This is a genomic window from Nocardia sp. NPDC050175 (assembly GCF_044459885.1).
Lineage (GTDB): Bacteria > Actinomycetota > Actinomycetes > Mycobacteriales > Mycobacteriaceae > Nocardia.
On record NZ_JBITJI010000014.1, the window covers coordinates 48,431 to 71,558 of the forward strand.

A 23,128-nucleotide genomic window follows, 5' to 3' on the forward strand; every position below is an offset into this window, starting at 1 on the left:
GTTGTCGATGTCGCAGCGGATGTCGTCACGGTGCCACTCCTACGGTGGAAAGTCCTGCGGTCTCGTCGAATCCGACGGCCAGGTTCATGGATTGCACCGCGGCGCCCGCGGTGCCCTTGGTCAAGTTGTCGATCGCGCCGATCACCACGAGCAGGCCCGCGTCGGCATCCACCGCCACCTGCAGGGTGACGGCGTTGGAGCCGAGGACCGCACCGGTCTGCGGCAGTACGCCTTCCGGCAGCAGGTGCACGAAAGGTTCGTCGGCATAGGCTTTTTCGTAGACCGCACGGGCCTGGACGGCGTCCACCGCGGTCGGCGCGGTGCAGGTCGCCAGGATGCCGCGCGGCATCGGCGCGAGCACCGGGGTGAACGACACGGCGACGTCGATACCGCCTGCCGCGGAAAGGTTCTGGGTGATCTCCGGGGTGTGCCGGTGCGCGCCCGCGATGCCGTAGGCCCGCACCGAACCCATCACCTCGGAGCCGAGCAGTCCGACATCGAGCTTGCGGCCCGCGCCCGAGGTTCCGCTCACCGCAACGACATTCACCCGCGGCTCGATGATCCCTGCCGCAATGGCCGGTGCGAGCGCGAGGCTCGCCACGGTCGGATAGCAGCCGGGCACCGCGATCCGGCTGGCGCCGCGCAGCTTCTCGCGACCGCCGGGCAGCTCGGGCAGCCCATACGGCCAGCTGCCCGCATGCTTGCTTCCGTAGTACTTCTCCCACGCCCGCGCGTCGGTCAGGCGGAAGTCGGCACCGCAATCGATGATCACCGTCGAAGCAGGCAGCTGTTCCGCGATGGTCGCGGACGCCCCGTGCGGCAGCCCGAGGAACACCACATCGTGCCCCGCCAGCTCCTCGGCGCTCGTCGGCGCGAGCACCCGATCGGCTAGCGGCAGCAAATGCGGCTGCAACTCCCCGAGCAGGGTCCCGGCATTAGCCCCCGCCGTCAGCGCCCCGATCTCCAGGCGCCCGGCTCGATACGCCGGATGCCCCAGCAGCAGCCGCAACACTTCCCCGCCCGCGTACCCACTCGCCCCGGCCACCGCGACCCGCAACGCGGGCGCGCCTGGCTCCGGCGCGTGCACCGAATCAACCATGTGATGATTATGCACGACTATGCAATCTCATTCACCCGGTGGGTCTCCAGCCAACCCTCGATGGTCGCCTGGACCATCCGGCGCACGATGTCGGTGGAGTGTCGGCGATGCTATGGGCGTGGAGTACATGTCCAGAGTGCCGCGACCGCCACTGGACGGGCTGATCGACGACCTTTACTACCTGGAGGGTGTGCCGCCGTACGCCCGGCTGACGCTGCCGCCGATGCCCGCGGCGCTGCTCATCGTCAACCTCGGGGCGCCGTTCCGCATTCGCGCCGGCACCGACATCGAGACGGCCGAGTACGCCGACGGCTGCGTGGTCACTATGCCAACGCGCGCGTTGGAGTTCGGCTACCCACTCCGGACCCGGTCCGTCGGTGTGCACTTCAAGCCGTGGGGGCTGGCGCCGTTCCTGGCGATGCCCGCGGCCGAGCTGCGTGACCGGCCGGTGACGCTAGAGCAGGTTTGGGGCCGGCCCGCTGTTGCTGAGCTGCGAGACCGGCTGGCCACGGCGGACGGACCGCACGAGATGCTGACGCTGCTCGAGCAAGAGCTGATGCGACGGCTGTGCGAGACCGCCGGTCTGGGGCTGGTCCGCCATACGGCCCGCGTCATCGCGGCGACCACCGGAGGGGTGGTGATCGGCGACCTGAGCGCGGCAGCCGGCGTCAGCAGCACTCATCTGGCACAGCGGTTCAAGGAGCACATCGGCGTCACGCCCAAGCGGCTGGCCCGCACCTACCGCTTCGCCGCCACGGTGTTCGCGATCGACCCCGCCGGACCGGTCGACTGGGCCGAACTCGCCGGTGGCGCAGGCTACTTCGACCAAGCCCACTTCGGACACGAGTTCCGGGCGTTCACCGGGCTCACGCCGACCCGGTACGTCGAAGTCCGGCGGCAGTTCCTGCGCGAACATCCCGCCCACGTGCTGGACAGCTGGCCGCTGCCTGCCGTTTGATTTCTTACAAGATCGACAGCTCACGACACGCTAATTTGAGGACACCCCAAAGCATTTGGGGGCACCCCACAGCAAAGGAGAGCCCCGTGGGCAAGGTAGTCATGTACAGCTCGGTGTCGGTGGACGGCTTCGTCGCGAACGAGCATGACCAGCCCGGACCGCTGTTCGACTGGCTGTCCAGCGGCGACGTCCCGTTGGACGAGAGCGGCGCGCTGAAGGTGTCGCAGACGTCCTACGACTACACGCGGCCGTACTGGGACCAGATCGGGGTGACCCTCGTCGGCCGCCACGTGTTCGACATGACCGACGGCTGGGAGGGGAAGCCGCCGGCCGGGGTCGACCACGTGGTCGTCGTGACGCACCGGCCGAAGCCCGAGGGCTGGGACCCCGAGGCGCCGTTTCACTTCGTCGACGGCGTCGAGGCAGCCGTGGCCAAGGCGCAGCAGCTTGCGGGTGACCGCTTGGTCGAGGTCGCCGCCGGCGACGTCGGTGGCCAGGTGCTTGCCGCGGGCCTGGTCGATGAGGTGCGCATGGACGTCGTACCCGTCGTGTTCGGGTCCGGCAAGCGCTACTTCGGGTCGGTCGACGCGCAGCACCTGTTGGAGGAGCCTGACATGGTGATTCAGGGCAACCGGGTGCTTCACCTGCGCTATCGCGTGCGCCGTTGACCGATCTGAGCGGGTACGCGAGAAGTCCACGTCGACCCGCGAGCGGGGTATTCACCAGCTCGCGGTTGTTGTGTCGATCCGCTAGTCGACAGACCCTCGGGCGGTCAGGACGGTCCTGAGCACATGCTCGACCGCAGACTCGAACAACGCCCCCCGCAGCTCATTTCGTGCAGCCAGGTTGCGGGTGGCGAGGTCGAGCATCTGATCAGGGGTCAGGCGGCGCACTACCAGGGCGGCAACGTCTTCCAGGTCGAGGTCGCTGTCCGCGTTGTCCAGTCTGGTCAGGGCGAACGAGACGACGATCTCCTCGTCGGTCATTCTTCGCCTCCGCCGTTCGCTCGTTCGGCCACGCCGTGATAGTCAAGCCCAATACTACGGCGTTGGTCGATCGCGTCACCCCCTGCCTGGGCTAGGCCGGGGGTGCTTCGCGTCGACCAGCGACGCGCGCCCACCCGACGACTGGGGAACCTTCGCGAAGGCAAGTTGTTAGCATGATCGACGGGAGAAATCCCATTGAGCCAGTGGGCATTTCGAGCCCCGTGCGGGCAAGACCCACAGCGTAGGAACGACCCCGCCACTCGGCGTGGAGAGCTATTTCATGATCGGCTCCGTTGCCGCGCGTCATCTCCGACTCGACGCCCCCGAGGCTCCCGCATGCCCATCCAACGGTGTCTCAATTTTTACGTATTCCACTGTGGCACAACAGATTTCATCGATTTCCCCAGTGCGATTCTTGCTACGCTCGGAACCGTCGACGTCGACTGGCCAGGCCAAGACAAAACCCCCGGCGCGACCCACAAGGTGCCCGGGAGCGACCACGTTTCACGAGATACGTGGGTGAAGGCTCTACGAAAGGCAGATCATGAAACACCTCGGAGGCGCTCTCGCTGCGGCCGGCGCGGTTCTCGCATTGGCTCTCGGCGGAGCTACCACTGCTCATGCCGATACCGATCCGGGCACCCTGGAGGCCAAGGGCTCGTTCATCTACACCAACCACGGCGACCGTCAGCGGCTCGAAGATCCCAAGAACGACCGCTGCTACCGCATCGAAGGCAAGGGTTTCGCCGAGAACAAGACCAATCGCATTGCCGAACTCTTCCGCGGCGACGACTGCAACGGCAAGGTCGTGAACGCGATGGCGCCCGGCGAGCATGAGCGCGACGTCGAATTCCGCTCGGTGAAGTTCCGCAAGTAGCCCCACGCACAGCCCAGTCCACCTCCTCCACCCGCGCAGTGGAGGAGGTGGACCCGCGCGGATCACGCCGCGGTGGCGTGCCGGATGATGATGTTGCCGAACGAGTTTCGCGCGTACACGTGCACGGTCTCGGCCGCCGGGTCGACCGGTGCCATGAGATTCTGCACGGTGCCGGACAGCGCGTTGGTCTCCAGCCGCGCCGCACTGCCAGGGCGAATACCGACCTCGAGCTCGCCCATGGACGTCTCCAGCCGGAGCACCCCGCGCGACGCGTCGCCGATGCGGATGTCGCCCTTGGCGACCTTCGCGGTCACCGGGCCGCGCGGGCTCTCGACGGAGATGTCACCGGCGGCGATCTCCAGGACAGACTCACCGAGTTCGCCGGTCACCAGCAATTGCCCAAGTCCGGCAGTGGCTTTCAGCCGGGAACCGGTGGGCACCTCGACGATCACCTCGATCGACGGGTTGCCACCCAGCGGGGAGTAGGTCCGCCATCCGGTCGGCGTCTTCACTGTCAGCGTGCCCGCAGTGAAATCGACCTTGGTCTGTTCGGCGACGCGCACATCGGCTTTCTTGGACTTATCGGTCGGCCGGACCTCGACGTACGTGTCGGCGCGGTCCGAGGCGATGACCTGGACGGTCCCGGCGGGCACCTCGACGGTGACGGCGATCGGTTCCGGAGTCTGGAAGGCGGGCATGGCGGTACTCCTTATGTGTGAAATGTGTTGGGTGTGAAGTGATTACGATCAGGCGTGGTCGCCGAACACCTCGTTGACGAGCCGCTGCTTCGCCTGCTGGAACAACGCCGACATGGCGACGAAGTCGAGCTGAGCGTCTCCGGCGGTCAGCGAGGCGGTCATGGTCTTGCTGCCGTCGGGCGTGCTGTACATCAGCGCCGCCCAACCGAAGAAGCCGCCGTTGTGCGTGTAGAGGATGTCGCCGCCGTCCGTCTCCTCGATGAACAGTCCGAGCCCGTACTCGTTCTTCGGCAGACCGGTCGCGTGCGGCGTGCGCATCTCCGCCAAAAGTGAAGCAGGCAAGAGCTTTCCGCTCATCAGCGCGGAAATGAACGTCTGCAGATCCCGGGTCGTCGAGATCATGTCACCGCCCGCGGAGATCCAGGACGGGTTCATGCTGGAGGTGTCGACGATTTTCCACTCGTCGCCGTCCTGGTACGGGTAGTAGCCGTGCGCGTGCGGCTCGGGGATCTCGGTCTGGAAGTCCGGTACCACGGTGCCGGTCAGTCCGAGCGGATCGAAGATCAGCCGCTGCATCTCCGCCGCCAACGAGCGGCCGGTGACGTTCTCGATCAACAACCTGGCCAGCACGTAATTGGTGTTCGAGTAGCTCCAGTCGGTGCCGGGCTCGAACCGCGCGGGCTTGGACAACGCCAGCCGCACCAGGTCTTCCGGCTGGTAGCTGTGGAACAGGTTGTCCACCCACTCCTGTCCCTGCCACGGGATCCCCGGCACGATCGTGCCATCGGGATAGTACTCGCCGGTGAAGTTGAACACTCCGCTGGTGTGCTGCAACAACATTCGCACCGTGATCCGCCGGTCCAGGTCGAACTGGGGCAGGTAGTCGGCGGCCGGATTGTCCAGCCCGATCGTGCCCTCGGCCACCAGTTGCAGGACAACGGTCGCGACGAAGGTCTTGGTGTTGCTGCCGATCCGGAACAGTCCGTCGGTCGACGGTGCGGCGCTCTCGCCCAGTTTGCTCACCCCGGCACTACCGACCCACTCGCCCCGCTCGTCGTCCACCCGCAGTTGCACCCCGGCGTAGCCGGAATCGACGATCTCCTGGATGAGCTGTTGCCGCCGGGCGTCCGTCGTGGTCGCTGGCGCGGTCTCGATTGTCATGGTTCCTCATCTCTGGTCTGCCGTTCGATGACACCAACAATCGCCAGCCGCGCTGACACGGAGCCGTCACCGCGCTGACGCGGCCGGTGACACCGTCGAACAGCGCCGTGACAGGCCGGTGTCAGGCCGAGTGCCGAGGGTGATCGCATGAGTAATTCAGCGATCGAAGTCTCCGGGCTTCGGAAGACATACGGAGACAAGGTCGTGCTCGACGGCATCGACCTGAATGTTCGTGCGGGCACGATCTTTTCCCTGCTCGGCCCGAACGGGGCGGGCAAGACGACCACGGTGAACGTGCTGAGCACGTTGATGAAGGCCGACGGCGGAACGGTCCGCGTCGCGGGCCATGACGTCACGACCGAGGCCAAGGCGGTGCGCGCGGCGATCGGCGTCACCGGTCAGTTCGCCGCGGTGGACGAGCTACTGACCGGGCAGGAGAACCTGCAGCTGATGGTCGACCTCACCGGGGTGCCCACCAAAGACGGAAAGCGGACAATCGCAGCGCTGCTGGAACGCTTCGACCTGGTGGCGGCGGCGCAGAAGCCGGCCTCGACCTACTCGGGCGGCATGCGCCGCAAGCTCGACCTGGCGATGACCCTCGTCGGCAACCCGCGGATCATCTTCCTCGACGAGCCCACCACCGGCCTCGACCCGCGCAGCCGCCGCACCATGTGGTCGATCATTCGCGACCTAGTGGCCGATGGCGTGACCATCTTCCTCACCACCCAGTACCTCGAGGAGGCCGATCAGCTGGCCGACCGGATCGCGGTGCTCGACCAGGGCCGCCTGGTCGCCCAGGGCACGCCCGACGAGCTCAAGCGCCGACTCCCCGGCACACACGTCCGGCTCCGCTTCGGCGACGTCGCCCGGCTCGACGCGGGCGCCCGGCTGTTCCCCGAGGCCACCCGTGACGACGAGGCCCTCGTCCTGCGGGTGCCGAGCGACGGCGGCACGAAATCTCTTCGGGCACTACTGGACACGCTCGACGCGCACGCACTCGCCGCCGACGAGTTCTCCGTGCACACCCCCGACCTAGACGACGTTTTCCTCGCCCTGACGGGCCACGCCACGGAGGTTCTCACGAAATGACCACCACCAAATCCCCCGCAATTGTCATGTTGCGCCGCAACTTCAAGCACATCGCCAGGAACCCGACCTCGGTCTTCAACGCCGTCCTGATGCCGATCATCATCATGTTGATGTTCGTGTACATGTTCGGCGACGCGTTCAACGTCGGCGTCGACTACATCGACTACGCGACGCCGGGGCTGATCCTGCTGGCCGTCTGCTACGGGCTCGGCGCCACCGCGACCTCGGTGAACTCCGATATGACGAAGGGCATCATCAACCGGTTCAAGGTCATGGACGTGTCCCGTGGCGCGGTGCTGGTCGGTCATGTCGTCGCCAGTGTGCTGACCAATCTCGTTGCCATCGCGGCACTTATCGGGGTGGCGTTCCTGCTGGGCTTCAGCCCGGCGGCCAGTGCCCTCGACTGGCTCGGCGTCGTCGCCATCGTCGTGCTGCTCGCGATCGCGGCCGGATGGCTCACGTCGCTTTGGGATTGGCGGCGAAGTCGCCGGAAACCGCAGGCATGGCGGCCGTGCCGCTGGTCATGCTGCCGTTCTTCAGCAGCGCGATCGTGCCCGCCGACAAGATGGGGCCTGGCCTGCGGCAGTTCGCGCAGTACCAGCCCTTCACGCCGATCATCGAGACGGTGCGCGGGTTGCTCAACGGCACACCGTCATCCGGCTACGCGATCGCCGCCATCGCCTGGTGCCTCGGCATCGCGATCGTCGGATACCTTTGGGCCTCAGCCACTTTCACGAAGCGAGCGTGATCGAGACCAACTCACTCCAGCTGGTTTCCATGCCCGCCCGAGCCGCCTCAGCGAACGCCGCGTCGCCGAGGTGGCTTAGGGCGGCCTGCTCGATGCGGGCCACGTCCGGTTGCGAAAGATCCGGCAGGCCGCGCATGCCCGCGCTCGCCGCGAGCAGCCGCGCGGCCTGCTCGTACTGTTGCTCGCGCAGCGCGAGATCCGCGATCCCGACGAGCACCTGGGCGATCAGCAGCGGATGCCCGGCCTCCGACACCGCTTGGTACGCCGCGACGCCGTGCGCCCTGGCTTCTTCGAGATCCTCGGCCAGATAGCCGAGCAGGGTTTCGACTATCGACCGGACGATGGCCCGCTTGCCGTCCTCGCCGAGCAGCGTTCGCGCGACGGCGAGCTGCCCGTAGGCCTGCTCGGTATCGCCGCTCCACCGCGCGAGCTCGGCCTTCGACAGCGCCAGCTCGGCCAGCGCGTTCGGCCAGGCGACGCGTTCGGCCACCCGCTGCGCCTCGGCCATGGCGGTCGCGCTCGACTCCACATCGCCCAGTAGCCAAGACAATTGGGCCTGCCGGGAGCGCATCGGCGCGACATCCTCGATGGCACCGACCTCGGTGACGACCGTGATCGCCTGTTCGTAATACTCGACCGCGGCGGCGAACTCACCGCGCATCGCGATGCGGTTCGCTAGTTCGGTCAGCGCGAACGATATGCCGAATCGTTCGCCGATTGCGCGGAACTCGTTGAGCGCCAGCCGAAGATAGTCGTCTGCCTCCTGGCCGCCCTGGCCGAGCTGGATCCGCATCTTGCCCAGCTGCAGCCGGGTCAGTGCGCGCACCCAGGGGTCGTTGTCGTCCAACGAGGGTTCCCACGCGGCCAAGACCTCGTCCGGGTGCCGCAGCATGCGTTCGAGCGGGGCGATCAAGCCGAGCGCCGGGTGATGGTCCGGCACCCGCTGGCTGATTTCGTAAGCCTTGTGGATCCAGTCGGCCGCCTGGTGCTCGTCGCTCTGCTGACCGGAAGTCACGAACTGCACGACGAGCGCGTACACCCAGGCCTTGGTCGCGTCGGGCACCTCGCCGGGCAGGGCGGTGGCGGCCATGATCAGCTCGTTGCCCTCCAGCTTGTGGCCGCCGAGCCACCAGTACCAGCCCGCACCGGCGGCGAGCCGCATCGCACCGGCCGCGTCGCCCGCCGCGAGGGCACCGCGCATCGCGGCGGCGATGTTGTCGTGCTCGGCCTCGAGTACGGCGAGCCAGGCCAGTTGCTCGGCGCGACGCAGATGCGGCTCGGCGGTCTCGGTGAGTTCGGTGAAGTAGGTCAGATGCGCCTGGCGCGCCAGGTCCGATTCGCCTGCCTCCGCGAGACGCTGCTCGGCGTATTCCTTGATGGTGCCGAGCATCCGGTAGCGCGGTGCGCTGTCGCCCGCGGCGACCAGCAACGATTTCTCGACTAGCGCGGTGAGCAACTCGTCCACGTGATCCTGGTCGACTTCGGTGTCCTTCTCGTATCGCTTACCCGCACAGACCCGCTCGGCCGCTTCCAGGCTCGCCCCGCCGGAGAACACCGAAAGCCTGCGCAGCACAACACGTTCGGCGTCGGTGAGTAGCTCCCAGCTCCAGTCGACCACCGCGCGCAACGTCTTGTGTCGCGGCAGCGCGGTACGGCTGCCGCCGGTCAGCAGGCGGAACCGGTCGTCGAGGCGGTGTGCGAGCTGATCGAGCGACATGGTGCGCAATCTGGCCGCGGCGAGTTCGATGGCCAGCGGCATCCCGTCCAGTGCCCGGCAGACGCGCACCATCGTTGCCATCGTGTCCGCGTCGGTCGCGAGGTCCCTGCTCACCGCGCTCGCTCGATCGCGCAGCAACCGAATGGCCGGAGCCGCTTCGATTTCGGCGGGGTCGGCGTCTTCCGCAGGGAGGACCAGCGGCAGGACCGGCCACAGCGCCTCGCCGGTGATGCCAAGGGGTTCCCGGCTCGTCGCGAGAATCCGCACCCGCCTGCACTCGCCGAGCACCCGATGGGCGAAGGTCGCCGCGGACTCGATCACGTGCTCGCAGTTGTCCAGAATGAGCAGCATCGACCGGTCGCGGATCGCGGCGATGACCCGATCCGTCGGCTCCACATCCGCGTCGCTGAGCAGTGCGTCGCGCAGTTTCAGCGCGGACAGCGTCGCTTGCGCGATGTTGTTGCCGTTGCCTTCCACTCCCCTGTCACCGTCGGCGCCGATGGCCGCGAGTTCGACCACCCAGACTCCGTCCGGCAGATCGTCGACCAGCGTGCGTGCGGTTTCCGTGGAGAGTCTGGTCTTCCCCGAGCCGCCCGGCCCGATCAGCGTGGTGAGCCGATGGTCGGCGATGAGGTCGCGGACCGCGGCGACATCAGCGTCCTTGCCGACGTAGCTGGCCAGTTCGGCGCGCAGGTTGGTCTTGCGGTTCTCCTCCCGCCGCCCAAGCTCGCCGCGCAGCAGCGCGACGTGCAGCGCGGCCAGCTCCGGTGACGGGTCGACGCCCAGCTCGTCGGCCAGGGTTTCGCGCATGCGCTCGTACGCGAGCAGTGCCTCGGTGTCGCGACCGCTCGCGACGAGGGCCCGCATCAACGCGGCCACCAGCCGTTCGCGCACCGGGTGTGCGGCAACGAGATCGGTGAGTTCGGTGACCAGCTCAGCGCCGTGGCCGAGGCTGATCTCGCCGTCGAACCGTTCCTCCATCGCGGTCAGGCGCAGCCCCTCGAGCCGGGTGACCGCCGCGTCGAACGCGCCGCTCTCCAGCAGACCGACGTCCTGCATGGCCGCGCCGCGCCACAGTGCGAGGGCCTCGCGCAGCCGCCGCACGCCTTGGTCCTCGTCGTTGCGGGCCTTGGCGACGAGGCGTTCGAACCGCACGGCGTCGACGGCGTCGGGTTCCACCCGCAGCCGGTAGCCGTCCGGCTGACCGTCGACCGACCCGTCCGGCAACGCCTTGCGCAGCCGGGAAACCAAGCGCTGCAAGGCATTTGCCGCGTCGGCGGGCGGCTGTTCGCCCCAGATCCAGTCGATCAGCGTCGCCTTCGGGACCGCGTGACCAGCTTCGAGCGCGAGGGCGGCGACCAGCCCGCGCAGCCGCGCGCCCGGCACGTCGGCCAAAGCGCCGTCGGCCGTGCGAATTTCGAATGGTCCCAGTATCCCGATCTGCACCTGACTGATCCTGCCATGGGCGATCGGGTGGGTTCCGGGTGCCGACGGCCGGTGTCAGGGCTGTGACAGGCCGGTGTCAGGTCCGGCGATGACTGTGGTCACAACAGCCACCGATAGGAACTCCGATGACGCAAACAGTCCCCCACGGCCTGCCCACCGAGCGCGATGCGAGTCCGTTCGACCCGCCGAGCCAGATCACCGAGCTGCGCGAGGCGCGCCCGGTCAGCCCGATCGTCTTCCCCGACGGTCATCAGGGCTGGATCGTCACCGGCTACGAAGCGGTCCGCCAACTGATGGGCGACACCCGGTTCAGCTCCCGCTTGGACATCGGCATCCTGCACACGTTGGAGGACATCTCCGACATGCCGCCCGTCACCGAGCCGTCCCCGCAGATCCCCGGCTTGTTCATCGCGATGGACCCGCCGGACCACACCCGGCTGCGGCGCCTGCTCACCGGCACCTTCACCGTCCGGCGGATGCGGCAGCTCGAAGAACACATCATCGAGATCACCGAGCGGCAACTGGACGAGATGGCGCGGCTGACCCCGCCGGTCGATCTGGTCAAGGAGTTCGCGCTGCCGGTGCCCTCGCTGGTGATCTGCGAAATGCTCGGTGTCCCGTACGCGGACCGGGCGACCTTCCAGGTCAACTCGGCCAAGTTCCTGATCAAGGAGCAACCGCTCGAGGAGAAGATGGCCGCCTACGGCGCGATGACCGGCTACCTCGCCGAACTGGTCACCCGCAAGCGCGCCGAACCCGGCGACGACATCCTGTCCGACCTGGCCCGCAATGACGACCTCAGCATCGAGGAACTCGTCGGCATGGCCTTCCTGCTGTTGCTCGCCGGCCACGAGACCACCGCAAACATGTTGGCGCTCGGCACTTTCGCGCTGCTCGAACATCCCGAACAACTGGCCGAGCTGCGCGCCGACCTCGAACTGGTGCCCGACGCCGTCGAGGAACTCCTGCGCTACCTCTCGGTCGCCGACATCTTCTACCGCTACGCCACCGAGGACATCGAACTCGGCGGCGAAACGATCACTGAGGGATCGACTGTCGTCGTCTCGCTACTGGCCGCCAACCACGACCCGCAACGCTTCGACCACCCCGACACCCTGGACCTGCATCGCAAGGCCCGTGGCCACCTGTCCTTCGGCCACGGCATCCACACCTGCCTCGGCCAGCAGCTGGCCCGCATCGAAATGCGCGCCGGTTTCACGGGATTGGTGTGTCGCTTCCCGTCGCTCGAGCTCGCCGTGCCAGCCGACGAGGTCAAGCTCCGGACCGACATGAACATCTACGGCGTCCACGCCCTGCCCGTCACCTGGTGAACGGACCTGTTGCCGCGACACTATTCAGTGTTACTATCTACTGGTACTAAGCAACAGTGAGTAGCGCGAGGAGGTGATCCGTGGGCAAGCAGATCACGGAGATGCTCAAGGGCACGCTCGAGGGAATCGTCCTCGCGATCTTGGCCGTGCGGTCCGCGTACGGCTACGAGATCACGGCATGGCTGCGCGGGCAGGGCTTCGCCGATATCGCCGAGGGCACCGTCTACGCCCTGCTGGTCCGGGTCGAGAAGCGGGGCCTGGTCGACATCGAGAAGGTCCGGTCGGAGAAGGGGCCGCCGCGAAAGGTGTACTCCCTCAACGCGCAAGGGCAGGAATACCTCGACGAATTCTGGAAGACGTGGAGCTTCCTCTCCGAACGGCTCGAACAGCTCCAAGAAGGAGGCAGCTGACCATGAAGATCAGCAAGCTCACCGCGAAGGTGATCGGCGACATGGGCGAAAAGCGGCAATGGTGGCAGTACATCGAGGCGTTCGCGCGGAACTACCAAGAGGACTCGTGGAAGAACCACGCACGGCAACGGCTGACCGACGCCATCGAGCGAGCCGCCGGAGCAGGAAGTTAGGGCCGTTCGATGACACTCACCCAGGTGATCCACGCGCCGAGTTCGGCGCGCGAGCCACTGCCTACGACAAAAGACGGATTCACGATCGGCCAGGCGGCGGCCTTCGCCGGTATCACGGTGCCGACGGTGCGGGACTACCACCAGCACGGACTGGTCGACGAACCGGAATATGACAGCTCCGGCGATCGCCGATACCGATCGGCCGAACTACTGCGCCTGGTGCAGGTTCGGACGCTCGCCGGAGCCGGTGTGCCGCTAGCCGAAATCAGGGATCTGCTCGACTATTTCGCACACGTCGAGCACATCCTCGACGCCTGCCGCCGGAGCTGAACATCCCCGTCGGCTTCGGTGCGCCTGTCACCAGGGCACTGTTCCGGCGTCGTCGAAGAATCCGCCGGTCGGTCCGTCGTCGGGCAGGGTCGCGAGGTGAATCGCGATGGCCGCGCCCTGTTCGGGGGTGCGGTCGCCTCGGAAGCCGTTGAGGTCGGTGGCGGTCAAACCGGGACAGCCGGAGTTGATCAGGATGTTGGTATCACCCAGTTCCTTGACGTATTGGATAGTGAAGGCGTTGAGGAAGGTCTTCGAGGCCAGATATGCGGTGGGAACCGGGCCCATGTCGATGCCGGGGGTGGTGTGCAGGGCGAGCGAGCCCACGCTGCTGGACATGTTCACGATTCGCGGTGATGCCGAGGCGCGCAGCATGGGCAGCATCGCGTTGGTGACCCGGATGACCCCGATCACGTTGGTTTCCACGACGATTCGCACGGTCGCGGGATCGAGCGCGGTCGGTGTCTGCGGCATATCGCCGGTGATCGCGGCATTGTTGACCAGCACATCGAGCCCGCCGGCATGGTCGGCGATCAATTCGGCCGCCGCGGCCACACTCGCGTCGTCGGTCACGTCGAGCGGCACACCGAACGCATCGATCCCGGCCGCGCACAGCTTCTCCACCGCGGTGTCCCGGCGTTGCCGATCCCGCGCACCCACCCCGATTCGCCAGCCGAGCGCGCCAAGGCCAGCGGCGATCTCGTATCCGATTCCCTTGTTCGCGCCGGTCACCAGCGCGATCGTCTGTTCACTCACACCGCCGATCCTGCTGCGGCTCCGGGTGCGGCGTCCAAGACCGATCGGGTGGGCGGCGATACCGCACGGGTATTGGTCGTGGTGAGCGCCGGATACGATGACCTGGTGGAGACGCGGGAGTTGCGATATTTCGTCGCCGTCGCCGAGGAGTTGCATTTCGGACGGGCGGCACAACGGCTATCCATGGCGCAGCCACCGCTGTCGCGGGCGATCCAGCAGTTGGAACGACGGCTCGGCGTCGTCCTGCTGCACCGCGCTTCTCGCGCAATCACTTTGACCGAGGCCGGGTCGGTGCTTTTGCGGGAGGCCCGGCTCGCCCTCGAAGCGGTCGAAGCCGCCGAGCGCCGCACCCGCCGCGCCGCGGCCGACCGGCCCGGCGTGGTGCTGGCCACCAAGGCAGGAGCGTCCAGAGAACTGTTGTCGAAGCTGCTGGACGCCTACGCCGCCGAACCGGGCGCTGTCGCAGTCGAGGTGATGCTCTGCGGGCCAGGCGAACCGGAAGGTCTGCTACGCAACGGGCATGCCGACGTTGCCCTGCTCCACCGCCCCTACGACACGACGACCGGGTTCGACACCGAGGACCTGCACACCGAACAACAGATCGTGGTCCTGCCCGCGGGGCACCCCCTTGCCAACCGACCCCACATATCGATGGCCGAGGTCAACGCCCTGACCGACCTGCCCCTGCCACGCTGGCCTCGACGGGATGGGAGTTATCCCGACGGCCCGGGCCCGCAGGTTCGCGACCATACCCAGTTGACCCAGCTCATCACGCTCGGCCGGGCCTGCGCACTCATGCCCGAGTCGCTCCGAGCCCAGCTACGCGACGATCACGCCATCGTGCCCGTGCCGGACGCACCAACCGTCACGACTGTCATCGCCTGGCCACCACACAGCAGATCCCAAGCCGTCGCCGACCTCGTCCGCACCGCGACCCGCCTCTGAAGTTGGGCAGGACGCGTTGTGCCCGAGCCTGCCCGCGGATCCGTCGATCCGGCGCATCGTGCGCGACGTGCAGGACGCCAGCCGAGACGCGCTCACAGAAGTGCTGAGGGTCGCGATAGCACGGGGTGAGATTGCGGCGCAGCATGATCCGCACACCCTCGCCGCCTTCCTCGTCACCTTCCTCAACGGACTGCTGGTCTCCTCGAAGATCACGCCAGATGTCCACGCCCTCGAACCCTCGTGGAGGTCGCCCTGGTCGCCCTCGACTGACTTTTTCATGCCCGCAATCTGAATCAGATGATCCAGAAAAGGCGTCGGCTCCCAGGCCGACGCGAAGTACACCAGGAGAGTTGGAACACATGATGTTCGACCATGCCGGAACGCCCGTCCGCACGGGACGAGGACCTCGTGGCTGCGTAGAACGATCCAATTCCGCGCCGCCATGAGGTCCGGACGCTCCCGACAACAGCCCCCGACATCTAGTCACACCCCCTGCCACCACGGTGACAGATAGCGCGAAAAAGTGACAAATATGTTGGTCAGCCACACCGAGGATCCCGCCTCGACTGGCGTGCCGGATGCGCTATCATTAGAACATGCGTTCGAACGGAGCCTTTGAGGAGCAGGTCAGCGCGCTGGAGCGGGCGGTGGCCGGGCTGCGTGGGCTCGATGTTTCGCGGGCTACCGAGGACGAGTTGGCCGACCTGTTGGAGCGGTTGGAATCGGGGGCGCGGATGTTGGCGGGGGTTATTTCGCGGGTTGCGTATCGGCTTCGACAGTTGCGGGATGCGGTGTAAGGGCAAGTTCGAAACCTTCGCTCGGTGTCCGGCGGCGGGCGATCACCTGGTCGAGGTCGAAACATGTTGTGGTGGTGGTTTTTTGCGCGCGTTTGTGCCGATACAACGACCGCTGGACTGTTAAACTCGGCTTGCCCGCGAACTGGGCGGTTGGGCGCAAGGCGATGGATAAAGCAGTATTCAACAGAGCAACATATATGGCGTACAGCCTCGGAACGGTGGCGGTGGCCGCCACATTGGGAGCGGTTGTCTTCCTGTCGGCTTGGACGCTGTACTACTGGCAGGCCTGGGTCCTGCTGGCATCGATTTTCGTCGGCTACGGCACGGGGATCCTGGGTTCTGTTGCGCGTCGTGAACCGGCACCGTTGCGGCCGGAACGATCGAATAAACCTCGGGTCGATATTCCGACGAGTAAGCGGATCGTTCTCCTCCCGATGCGGCTCGGCGTCCTCGTTCTGCTCATCGTCCCCGGCTTCGACCATCGGTTCGGCTGGTCGTCGGTCCCGCCCTCGATCAGTCTCGCCGCCGACCTCCTCTTCGCCGCGGGCCTGCTGCTCACCTACCGCGTACGTGCGGAGATCCTCCGCCAGATCGACGCGACCGCCGAGGAGGCGCGGGACCGACGGATGATCACGACCGGCCCCTTCGCCGTCGTCCGCCACCCCATGATCGCCGGGACCCTCTTGTACGAGGCCACGGTTCCCGTCGCCCTGGGAACCTGGTGGGCCCTGGTCGCCCTCACTGTCGTACTGCCACTGTCAGTGGTGTGGATGTTCTACGAAGAGAAGACCTTTCGGCAGATGTTTGTCGACTACTCCGATTACGCCCACAAGGTCGAACACCTCCTGGTCCCGCGCGTCTGGTGATCCGGCACTCCCCCACGGTCGCCGAGTCGGTAACGTGTCAAAGCCGTTTATCGACAACACCTTTCGACAGGGTGAACGGATGCGCTCGCGCTGTGGGGTATCGGATATTCCAGGCCGTGCAGGTCTGGTGGGGAGGATGACAGTTATGGCACAGGATGCCGATGCGTTGCTTCGTAAGGTCAAGAAGTTCAACAAGGTGGTGATCAGGCTGCAGAAGATGGGGATCGCGCTCGGCCCGCACTACCTGATCACCACGAAAGGGCGCCGGACCGGTCAGACCCGAATCGCGGCGATCGGCGTGATTCCCATTGCCGGACAGCGCTATATCTTCCAGGCGTATCCGAAGGCCGCCTGGGTTGCCAACGTGCGCGCTGCGCAGACGGTCACGCTGTCGCGCGGTCGCCGGTCCTCGGAAGTGCGGTTGGTCGAATTGCCGGTCGAGGAGCGGCGGCCGATCCTGCACGACCACATCGCGAACAGTCATGCGCGAGTGGGGAATCTGTTCGTCACCACCGGCTTGGTCGATGACCCGACACCGCAGGGTGTCGCCGATGCCGCGGATCGGATCGCGGTGTTCCGCATCGAAGCCGCGTAACAGTCGAATCGCTAGAGACTCGCGGCTTCGATACCGAGCAAAGTGTGCAGGCCGGCTTCGCCTTTCGCGGTGACGCGGATGGCGCGGCCGGTGCCGACCCGGGTGATCCAGTCGAGTTCGTGCAGACGGCGGCAGAGTTGCGCGCCTGCGGCACCGCCCAGGTGGGTGCGGCGTTCGGTCCAGTCGAGGCAGGGGCGGGCGAGGGGGCGGCGGGTGGCACGCAACGCGGCGGGCTGGACCCCGAGCGGTCCGGTCAGCCATGCCAGGCCCGCCTCGGTGAGTGCGAAACCGCCGTCCTGGTCGAGCAGGTCCCGGGTGGTCATGGCGTCGGCGATGGCCACGCCGAGGCGGCCCGCGAGGTGGTCGTAACAGGTCCGGCCGCGCGCCAAAGCCGCTGCGACGGTGGCGGTTCGGAGGTTGGTCACGGCCGGGCGGGGCGGATCGAGGTGGGTGACCATGGACTCCAGCAGCTCGGCCACCTGCGGACCCGCCAATTGGACGTAGCGGTGGCGGCCCTGTCGACGCTCGACGAGCAGCCCGCCGTCGAGCAGCCGATTGAGATGTTCGGTGGCGGTCGACGCGGCCACGCCGGTGTGGCGGGCGAGTTCGCCTGCGGTCCACGCGCGGCCGTCGACCAGTGCCAGGCACATGTCGGCGCGGGTGCGGTCGGCGAGCAACGCGGCCAGACCTGCTAGTTCGGCACCTCTGGATGACATAACCCCATCATGGTGCGCGATCGTTTCGGCGGCGACCGAAACGATGCGGGGATACGGTCACGGCATGAATCGGACAGTTCCTCTGATCACCGACCCCGATCAGGTGCGCGCCACCTTGATCAGCGCACCGGTGCTCGCCGTGCCCGCGGTGGACGCGCCGGTCGGCATCGCGTGGTTGCGCGCGCACGTGCCGCGCTTCAGCACCGGAGCCGAGCACCGGCGGCTGCGAGCGTTGGTCACCGCGGAACTCGACCAGCTCTCCCCCGCCGATCTGCGCGAGCGGGCACGTACCGCCGACGGACCGCTCCCCCATGTCCATGCCCTGGCGGAAGCCCTTGGACTGCAAGATATTTCCGTCGACCAGGTGGCGCTCGTCGCCGCGCACTATCAGCCCTACGAGCCGGACAACCCCGCGGCCGACGAGGCCGTCGCGGCATTGGTCGCGGCCTGCGGTGGCGTCGCCGACGACGCCACCGCGTCGCGAATCTGCCTGCTGGTTCAGGCTTGTGCCGCAACCGGTGCCCTAGTCGACAACGCCGAGCAGTCGAACGCGACCGGTACTCCCGAGCAGATCATCGCGCGAACCATGGACGAGAACCCGCCGCTGCGCTCGACCAGAAGAGTCGTCGCCGGCGAGGTGGTCGAGCTCGACATGCGACACCCTGGACTGGGTTTCGGCGCGGGCCCGCATGCCTGCCCCGGACGAGAACACGCCATCGCCATCGCCGCCGGAATCATCGAGGGATCCGCATGAACAAGACGAAGCTCTTCCACGAACTACATCACGGCGAGCAGCCGCTGGTCCTGCCCAACGCCTGGGACTTCGGCTCCGCGGCAGTCCTTGCCGCCGAAGGGTTTCCGGCGATCGGCACCACCAGTCTCGGCGTCGCGGTCGCGGCGGGACTGCCGGACGGCACCGGCGTGACCGGTGCGGCGACCATGGCGCTGGCCCGGCTGCTTGCCCGGCTGTCGGTGCCGGTGACCATCGATATCGAGGGCGGCTTCAGCGAAAGTCCCACCGCGGTCGGTGAATACGCGGCGGAGCTGGCCGAATTAGGTATCGCCGGAATCAATCTGGAGGACGGTCGCGCGGAAAGCACACTGGCCGACCCGGACCACCAGGCCGAGCTGATCGCCGCGATCAAGGAGCGAGTGCCGGACCTGTTCGTCAACGCCAGGGTCGATACCTACTGGGTGCAGGACGACATCGACCGCACGCTGGCCCGCGCCGAGCGGTACGTCGCCGCGGGCGCGGACGGCATCTTCGTGCCCGGCCTGACCGATCCCGACGGCATCGCCCGCATCGTCGCCGCCATCCCGCTGCCCGTCAACATCCTCTACTCACCGACCGGCCCGTCCATCGCGGAACTCGGCGCACTCGGCGTCCGGCGGGTCAGCACCGGCTCGCTGCTGTACCGCACGGCGCTGGCCGTAGCCATCGACACCGCCCGCGCGGTCCGCGCGGACGCTCCGGTCCCGCACGCCGCCCCGCCGTACACCGAAATCCAGGCGCTCACCGACTGAGTCTCGGTAATTTGCCGCCACCCGGTCCCGTTCGACGACCGATTCGCGGTTGTCCGAGAACTGCCAGGGACCTCGCCGACAGAAAGTTTTGGTGTTGGTGTCGATTCGGCGGTGAGGCGTTCGTGTAGTCGGTGAAGCCGGTAACGAACCGGCCTTACCGAAGGAGCGAACATGGGCAGGATCACCGCGGTCGAGCACGTGACATTGGACGGCGTCATGCAGGCCCCCGGCCGGGCCGACGAGGACACTCGGGACGGGTTCCGGCTGGGCGGCTGGGCGCATCGGTTCAGCGATTCCGTGCAGGCCGAGGAAATGGGCAAGCACATGACAGGCCATCACGGCGCACTGCTGTTCGGCAGACACACCTACGAGGACTTCGCCGGATTCTGGCCGCACCAGACTGACAACCCGGTCACCGAGGTGCTCGACAAGGCCCAGAAGTACGTCGCCGCACGCACTCTCACCGAACCGTTGCCTTGGCAGAACTCCACCCTGCTGCCCGGCGACGCCGTCCCCGCGATCGCCGAGCTGCGACGTGACCTCGATCTGGTGCTGCTCGGCAGCCACGATCTGCTGCAATCGCTGATGCGCCACGATCTCGTCGACGAGTATCTGTTGCTGATCGCCCCGACCGTCGTCGGCACCGGCCGCCGCCTGTTCGACGGCATCGAACTGGGCGATCTACGGCTCGGCAGCACTACGCCGACCACGACCGGTGTCATCATCGCCACCTACCAGCGCGGATGAGGAGGACAACCCGATGAAGCAGTACCTGCTCAGCATCTACCAGCCCGACGGTGCGGGCGTGCCCGACAATATCGACGAGATCATGCGTGATCTGGACGCGGTCAACGCCGACCTGAAGGCTTCGGGCGCATGGGTATTCGCGGCCGGGCTGCACGCCCCCAGCACCGCGACCGTGTTGCACGCCAAGGGCGATGACGTCCTGATCACCGACGGTCCCTACGTCGAAGGCAAGGAACACATCGGCGGGTTCACCATCATCCAGGCTGCGGATCTCGACGAGGCCCTGGTGTGGGGTCGCCGACTGGCCGCGGCGATCACGCTGCCGATCGAGGTCCGCCCACTGCGGGACAGCTAGGTGGTCGCACCCGTGACCACCGCGGTGATCGAAGGGGTGTTCACCGAACATTACGGCCGCGCGGTCGCCAGCCTGATCCGCGTCTTCGGCGATATCGGCGTCGCCGAAGACGCGGTGCAGGACGCGTTCACCGCGGCGGTACAGCGATGGCCGTCGGACGGACTGCCGCCGAGCCCGCCCGGCTGGATCGTCACCACCGCACGCAACCGGGCGATCGATCGGCTCCGCCGGGAAGCCTCCCGCGCCGATCGCCACGCGCAGGCCGCGTTGCTGCATGCCGACCACGAACCGGCCGAGGAGGGCGCGGTGCGCGACGACCGCCTACGGCTCATCTTCACCTGCTGCCACCCCGCGCTGGCCCGCCCCGCGCAGGTCGCGCTCACCTTGCGACTGCTCGGCGGGCTCACCACGCCCGAGATCGCCCGCGCCTTCCTGACCTCGGAATCGACCATGGCGCAACGGATTGTCCGCGCCAAGGGCAAGATCCGCGACGCCCGCATCCCCTATCGGGTGCCCGCCGACGCCGACCTCCCGGCCAGGCTGCACGCCGTCCTCGCGGTCATCTATCTGATCTTCACCGAGGGCCACACGGCGACCTCCGGCGACCGGCTCGTCCGGGCCGACCTGTGTGCCGAGGCGATCCGGCTCGGCCGGCTGCTCACCGAACTCATGCCCGACGAGCCGGAAGCCGCCGGGCTGCTCGCGCTGATGCTGTTGACCGACGCCCGCCGCGCGGCCCGCACCGCCGCCGACGGATCCCTGGTGCCGCTCCCCGCGCAAGACCGCGAACGCTGGGGTCGCGAGCGCATCGCCGAGGGTCACGCCATCGTGCGAGAGTGCTTGCGCCGCAACCAACCCGGTCCGTATCAGCTCCAGGCCGCGATCAACGCCGTGCACACCGACGCCCCGATCGCGGCGGCCACCGACTGGCCGCAGATCGTGCGGCTCTACGACCAATTGGCCGCGCTGACACCGAGCCCGATCGTCGCGCTCAACCGGGCGGTCGCGGTCGCCGAGGTCGACGGCCCCGACGTCGCGCTCGCCCTGCTCGACGAGCTCGACCTCGAAAAGTACTACCTGTACCACGCGATTCGGGCCGATCTGCTCGAACGCCTCGGCCGCACAACGGAGGCCGCGGCCGCTTTCGACGCGGCGCTCGCCCGCACCGAGAACGCCGCCGAGCAAGCCTTTCTCACCCGCCGCCGCGCCGCGATGACCGACCGCGATTGACTGTCGACTCGACACGCGCATATCGACCAGCCGCTCCGCATTGTTGACTACCATCGAAATCAGCGGCCAACGGCCGAAAGGGGGTCGCTATGTTCGAGAGATTCTCCGATCAAGCCCGCCGGGTCATCGTGTTGACGCAAGAAGAGGCCCGCGAGCGCGGCCACGACTACATCGGCGCGGAGCACATGCTGCTCGCCGTCCTGCGGGCCTGCGAGATCGGTTCCGCGGCAACCACCGCGCGCGCACTGGCCGAGTTGGGTATCGATCCGACGACCGCACGGGCACAGATCGCGCTAACACCGGGTACTGCGGACCACAGCATGTCGGGCCACATTCCGTTCACCAAGCAGGCCAGAAAGGCGCTGGAGAACAGCCTGCGGGAAGCGCAGGAGCTCGAACACGCGCACATCGAACCGAGCGACTTGTTGCTCGCGCTGACCAGCACCGCGGCTGACGATCCGGAGACACCCGTCGGTGCCGCGGTCACCACGCTGGGTCTCACGCACGAGAAGCTACGGCAGGCGCTGCGCTCCGTCGCGAAGTATCGGGTCGCCGCCACGGTCACCCCGCATTTCACGACGCAAGCGCAGAAGGCGTTGGCGCGCGCCGACAGCGAAGCGCGCAAATCCAATAGCAACAGAGTCGATACCGGGCACCTGCTGCTCGGGCTCCTCGCGCAGGAGGACGAGGTCGTGCGACCCGCGCTGCAGGCACTCGGCATCGATCCGGAGCAACTCGCCACCGAGGTGCTCAACCGGCTGCCACGCGCGGAGTGATCGCTACTCCATTGGCGTGACCAGGATTTCAAGCCAGCCGACCGCCGCCGTCGGCGTGCAGGGTGGTGCCGGTCATGAACGGATTCGTCAGGGCGAGTAGCGCCGTCGCCGCGATGTCGGCCGTACTGCCCACGCGCCGTGCGGGATTAGCTGCGGCGATACCGGCGAAGAAGTCGTTCTTGTTCTCGCCCATGCCATCCCACGCACCGGAGTCGACGATGCCTGGTGACAACGCGTTGACGCGAATCGGTGCGAGTTCCACCGCCAGCGCCTCGGCGAGGAAGCTCACGGCGCCGTTGGTCGTCGCCATCACCGCTCGGCCCGGTGCGGGTCGCCACGCTGCTACCCCGGAGAAGAGCAGGATGGCGCCGCCCTCCCGGATCCGCGGTCCGAAGTGCTTGGCCAGCATGATCGGTCCGATCACCTTGGCGTCGAAGGCTCTCGTCACGGCCGCACGATCGAGGGCGGCCACCGGTCCGTTCGCGTGGTCGGCGGCGACGGACACCAGGTAGTCGATCTGCCCTACGTCTTGCGCCAGTCGCGCGATCGATTCCTCGTTGCCGAGATCAACGGTCGCGCTGCTCGCGGTGGCCGATGCTCGCGGGTTCCGCCCGGCCAGCACGACCGTCGCGCCCGCGTCGACGGCGTCCGCCGCGAGCTGCCGGCCGATGCCGGAGCTGCCGCCGATGATGACGAGTTTCTTGCCGTCCATCGAGCCTGTCATGGGTATCTCCTCGGTAGTGGTTGTCCTTCACCGAGTTCCAACGTGGTGCTGCGGCCGTGCAATCCCGTCGCGATATC

The 23,128-nt window shown here is 67.2% G+C and carries 28 protein-coding genes and 1 pseudogene; 21 read left to right on the top strand and 8 right to left on the bottom strand.

Annotated elements, in window-relative coordinates; translation table 11 throughout:
- Positions 1-25: 25 nt before the first annotated feature.
- The gene (gene argC / locus ACIBK2_RS36365; protein ID WP_396974229.1) at positions 26-1,099 is read right to left on the bottom strand and encodes an N-acetyl-gamma-glutamyl-phosphate reductase; all 1,074 of its coding nucleotides are present in this window, start codon (positions 1,097-1,099) and stop codon (positions 26-28) included.
- A 127-nt stretch (positions 1,100-1,226) separates the two neighbouring features.
- On the opposite strand from argC, the gene ACIBK2_RS36370 reads away from it, so the two are divergent.
- On the top strand, positions 1,227-2,057 hold the full coding sequence (locus ACIBK2_RS36370) for a helix-turn-helix domain-containing protein (RefSeq protein WP_396974230.1): 831 nt from the start codon (positions 1,227-1,229) through the stop codon (positions 2,055-2,057).
- An 86-nt stretch (positions 2,058-2,143) separates the two neighbouring features.
- On the top strand, positions 2,144-2,725 hold the full coding sequence (locus ACIBK2_RS36375) for a dihydrofolate reductase family protein (protein ID WP_396974232.1): 582 nt from the start codon (positions 2,144-2,146) through the stop codon (positions 2,723-2,725).
- A gap of 81 nt (positions 2,726-2,806) precedes the next feature.
- Here ACIBK2_RS36375 and ACIBK2_RS36380 read toward each other — a convergent pair whose 3' ends face one another.
- Positions 2,807-3,043, bottom strand: coding sequence for a hypothetical protein (locus tag ACIBK2_RS36380; protein WP_396974234.1), 237 nt, complete (start codon positions 3,041-3,043; stop codon positions 2,807-2,809).
- A 544-nt stretch (positions 3,044-3,587) separates the two neighbouring features.
- Here ACIBK2_RS36380 and ACIBK2_RS36385 point away from each other — a divergent pair.
- Complete coding sequence (locus tag ACIBK2_RS36385) at positions 3,588-3,920, top strand: hypothetical protein (RefSeq protein ID WP_396974236.1); 333 nt, start codon at positions 3,588-3,590, stop codon at positions 3,918-3,920.
- Between the two features lie 62 nt (positions 3,921-3,982).
- On the opposite strand, the gene ACIBK2_RS36390 is transcribed toward ACIBK2_RS36385, so the two are convergent.
- Together ACIBK2_RS36390 and ACIBK2_RS36395 are read right to left on the bottom strand one after the other, a co-directional pair.
- Positions 3,983-4,618 carry a DUF4097 family beta strand repeat-containing protein gene (locus tag ACIBK2_RS36390; RefSeq protein ID WP_396974238.1) on the bottom strand — a complete coding sequence of 212 codons (636 nt, stop codon included), beginning with the start codon at positions 4,616-4,618 and terminating at the stop codon, positions 3,983-3,985.
- Between the two features lie 48 nt (positions 4,619-4,666).
- Positions 4,667-5,779 (bottom strand): serine hydrolase domain-containing protein, encoded by a 1,113-nt coding sequence (locus ACIBK2_RS36395; RefSeq protein ID WP_396974240.1) that lies wholly within the window; start codon positions 5,777-5,779, stop codon positions 4,667-4,669.
- A gap of 147 nt (positions 5,780-5,926) precedes the next feature.
- On the opposite strand from ACIBK2_RS36395, the gene ACIBK2_RS36400 reads away from it, so the two are divergent.
- The 3 genes and pseudogenes from ACIBK2_RS36400 to ACIBK2_RS36410 all read left to right on the top strand — a co-directional run bounded on the left by ACIBK2_RS36400 (position 5,927) and on the right by ACIBK2_RS36410 (position 7,616).
- Positions 5,927-6,868 carry an ATP-binding cassette domain-containing protein gene (locus ACIBK2_RS36400; RefSeq protein WP_396974241.1) on the top strand — a complete coding sequence of 314 codons (942 nt, stop codon included), beginning with the start codon at positions 5,927-5,929 and terminating at the stop codon, positions 6,866-6,868.
- A 26-nt stretch (positions 6,869-6,894) separates the two neighbouring features.
- Positions 6,895-7,266 (top strand): annotated as a pseudogene (locus ACIBK2_RS36405) (ABC transporter permease); the annotation flags it as partial.
- Between the two features lie 53 nt (positions 7,267-7,319).
- On the top strand, positions 7,320-7,616 hold the full coding sequence (locus ACIBK2_RS36410; RefSeq protein WP_396974601.1) for an ABC transporter permease: 297 nt from the start codon (positions 7,320-7,322) through the stop codon (positions 7,614-7,616).
- Here ACIBK2_RS36410 and ACIBK2_RS36415 read toward each other — a convergent pair.
- Positions 7,600-10,779: a BTAD domain-containing putative transcriptional regulator gene (locus tag ACIBK2_RS36415; RefSeq protein ID WP_396974242.1), complete on the bottom strand. Its 3,180-nt coding sequence runs from the start codon at positions 10,777-10,779 to the stop codon at positions 7,600-7,602. The genes ACIBK2_RS36410 and ACIBK2_RS36415 overlap by 17 nt on opposite strands.
- A 125-nt stretch (positions 10,780-10,904) precedes the next feature.
- Here ACIBK2_RS36415 and ACIBK2_RS36420 point away from each other — a divergent pair, with 125 nt between their 5' ends.
- From ACIBK2_RS36420 to ACIBK2_RS36435, 4 genes are all read left to right on the top strand, one after another.
- On the top strand, positions 10,905-12,110 hold the full coding sequence (locus ACIBK2_RS36420) for a cytochrome P450 (RefSeq protein ID WP_396974244.1): 1,206 nt from the start codon (positions 10,905-10,907) through the stop codon (positions 12,108-12,110).
- Between the two features lie 80 nt (positions 12,111-12,190).
- Positions 12,191-12,520, top strand: a complete 330-nt coding sequence (locus tag ACIBK2_RS36425) for a PadR family transcriptional regulator (protein ID WP_396974246.1) — start codon at positions 12,191-12,193, stop codon at positions 12,518-12,520.
- Between the two features lie 2 nt (positions 12,521-12,522).
- A complete protein-coding gene (locus tag ACIBK2_RS36430) occupies positions 12,523-12,693 on the top strand; it encodes a hypothetical protein (protein WP_396974247.1) in 171 nt (56 codons plus the stop codon).
- 9 nt (positions 12,694-12,702) lie between these two features.
- A complete protein-coding gene (locus ACIBK2_RS36435) occupies positions 12,703-13,023 on the top strand; it encodes a MerR family transcriptional regulator (RefSeq protein ID WP_396974249.1) in 321 nt (106 codons plus the stop codon).
- A gap of 27 nt (positions 13,024-13,050) precedes the next feature.
- Here the strand turns inward: ACIBK2_RS36435 and ACIBK2_RS36440 are convergent, their stop codons facing one another.
- The gene (locus tag ACIBK2_RS36440; RefSeq protein ID WP_396974251.1) at positions 13,051-13,776 is read right to left on the bottom strand and encodes an SDR family oxidoreductase; all 726 of its coding nucleotides are present in this window, start codon (positions 13,774-13,776) and stop codon (positions 13,051-13,053) included.
- A gap of 105 nt (positions 13,777-13,881) precedes the next feature.
- Here ACIBK2_RS36440 and ACIBK2_RS36445 point away from each other — a divergent pair, with 105 nt between their 5' ends.
- The 5 genes from ACIBK2_RS36445 (at position 13,882) to ACIBK2_RS36465 (ending at position 16,979) form a co-directional block, all read left to right on the top strand.
- A complete protein-coding gene (locus tag ACIBK2_RS36445) occupies positions 13,882-14,721 on the top strand; it encodes a LysR family transcriptional regulator (RefSeq protein WP_396974252.1) in 840 nt (279 codons plus the stop codon).
- A gap of 67 nt (positions 14,722-14,788) precedes the next feature.
- Positions 14,789-15,013, top strand: a complete 225-nt coding sequence (locus ACIBK2_RS36450) for a TetR family transcriptional regulator C-terminal domain-containing protein (RefSeq protein ID WP_396974254.1) — start codon at positions 14,789-14,791, stop codon at positions 15,011-15,013.
- Between the two features lie 304 nt (positions 15,014-15,317).
- A complete protein-coding gene (locus tag ACIBK2_RS36455; protein ID WP_396974256.1) occupies positions 15,318-15,518 on the top strand; it encodes a hypothetical protein in 201 nt (66 codons plus the stop codon).
- Positions 15,519-15,715: 197 nt separating this feature from the next.
- Positions 15,716-16,384 carry a methyltransferase family protein gene (locus tag ACIBK2_RS36460; RefSeq protein WP_396974258.1) on the top strand — a complete coding sequence of 223 codons (669 nt, stop codon included), beginning with the start codon at positions 15,716-15,718 and terminating at the stop codon, positions 16,382-16,384.
- Between the two features lie 145 nt (positions 16,385-16,529).
- Complete coding sequence (locus tag ACIBK2_RS36465; RefSeq protein ID WP_396974260.1) at positions 16,530-16,979, top strand: nitroreductase/quinone reductase family protein; 450 nt, start codon at positions 16,530-16,532, stop codon at positions 16,977-16,979.
- 11 nt (positions 16,980-16,990) lie between these two features.
- On the opposite strand, the gene ACIBK2_RS36470 is transcribed toward ACIBK2_RS36465, so the two are convergent.
- On the bottom strand, positions 16,991-17,695 hold the full coding sequence (locus tag ACIBK2_RS36470) for an ArsR/SmtB family transcription factor (RefSeq protein ID WP_396974262.1): 705 nt from the start codon (positions 17,693-17,695) through the stop codon (positions 16,991-16,993).
- A 64-nt stretch (positions 17,696-17,759) separates the two neighbouring features.
- Between ACIBK2_RS36470 and ACIBK2_RS36475 the strand changes: the two genes are divergently transcribed.
- The 6 genes from ACIBK2_RS36475 (at position 17,760) to ACIBK2_RS36500 (ending at position 22,327) form a co-directional block, all read left to right on the top strand.
- Positions 17,760-18,449, top strand: a complete 690-nt coding sequence (locus ACIBK2_RS36475) for a hypothetical protein (protein ID WP_396974264.1) — start codon at positions 17,760-17,762, stop codon at positions 18,447-18,449.
- Positions 18,446-19,219 (top strand): isocitrate lyase/phosphoenolpyruvate mutase family protein, encoded by a 774-nt coding sequence (locus ACIBK2_RS36480; RefSeq protein ID WP_396974265.1) that lies wholly within the window; start codon positions 18,446-18,448, stop codon positions 19,217-19,219. Before ACIBK2_RS36475 ends, ACIBK2_RS36480 begins: the two co-directional genes overlap by 4 nt.
- A gap of 171 nt (positions 19,220-19,390) precedes the next feature.
- Positions 19,391-19,966: a dihydrofolate reductase family protein gene (locus tag ACIBK2_RS36485; protein WP_396974267.1), complete on the top strand. Its 576-nt coding sequence runs from the start codon at positions 19,391-19,393 to the stop codon at positions 19,964-19,966.
- Between the two features lie 13 nt (positions 19,967-19,979).
- Positions 19,980-20,321: a YciI family protein gene (locus ACIBK2_RS36490; RefSeq protein WP_396974269.1), complete on the top strand. Its 342-nt coding sequence runs from the start codon at positions 19,980-19,982 to the stop codon at positions 20,319-20,321.
- Between the two features lie 12 nt (positions 20,322-20,333).
- Positions 20,334-21,551 carry an RNA polymerase sigma factor gene (locus ACIBK2_RS36495; protein ID WP_396974271.1) on the top strand — a complete coding sequence of 406 codons (1,218 nt, stop codon included), beginning with the start codon at positions 20,334-20,336 and terminating at the stop codon, positions 21,549-21,551.
- Positions 21,552-21,640: 89 nt separating this feature from the next.
- Positions 21,641-22,327, top strand: coding sequence for a Clp protease N-terminal domain-containing protein (locus ACIBK2_RS36500; RefSeq protein ID WP_396974273.1), 687 nt, complete (start codon positions 21,641-21,643; stop codon positions 22,325-22,327).
- Between the two features lie 28 nt (positions 22,328-22,355).
- Here ACIBK2_RS36500 and ACIBK2_RS36505 read toward each other — a convergent pair whose 3' ends face one another.
- On the bottom strand, positions 22,356-23,051 hold the full coding sequence (locus ACIBK2_RS36505) for an SDR family oxidoreductase (protein ID WP_396974275.1): 696 nt from the start codon (positions 23,049-23,051) through the stop codon (positions 22,356-22,358).
- Between the last annotated feature and the right edge of the window lie 77 nt (positions 23,052-23,128).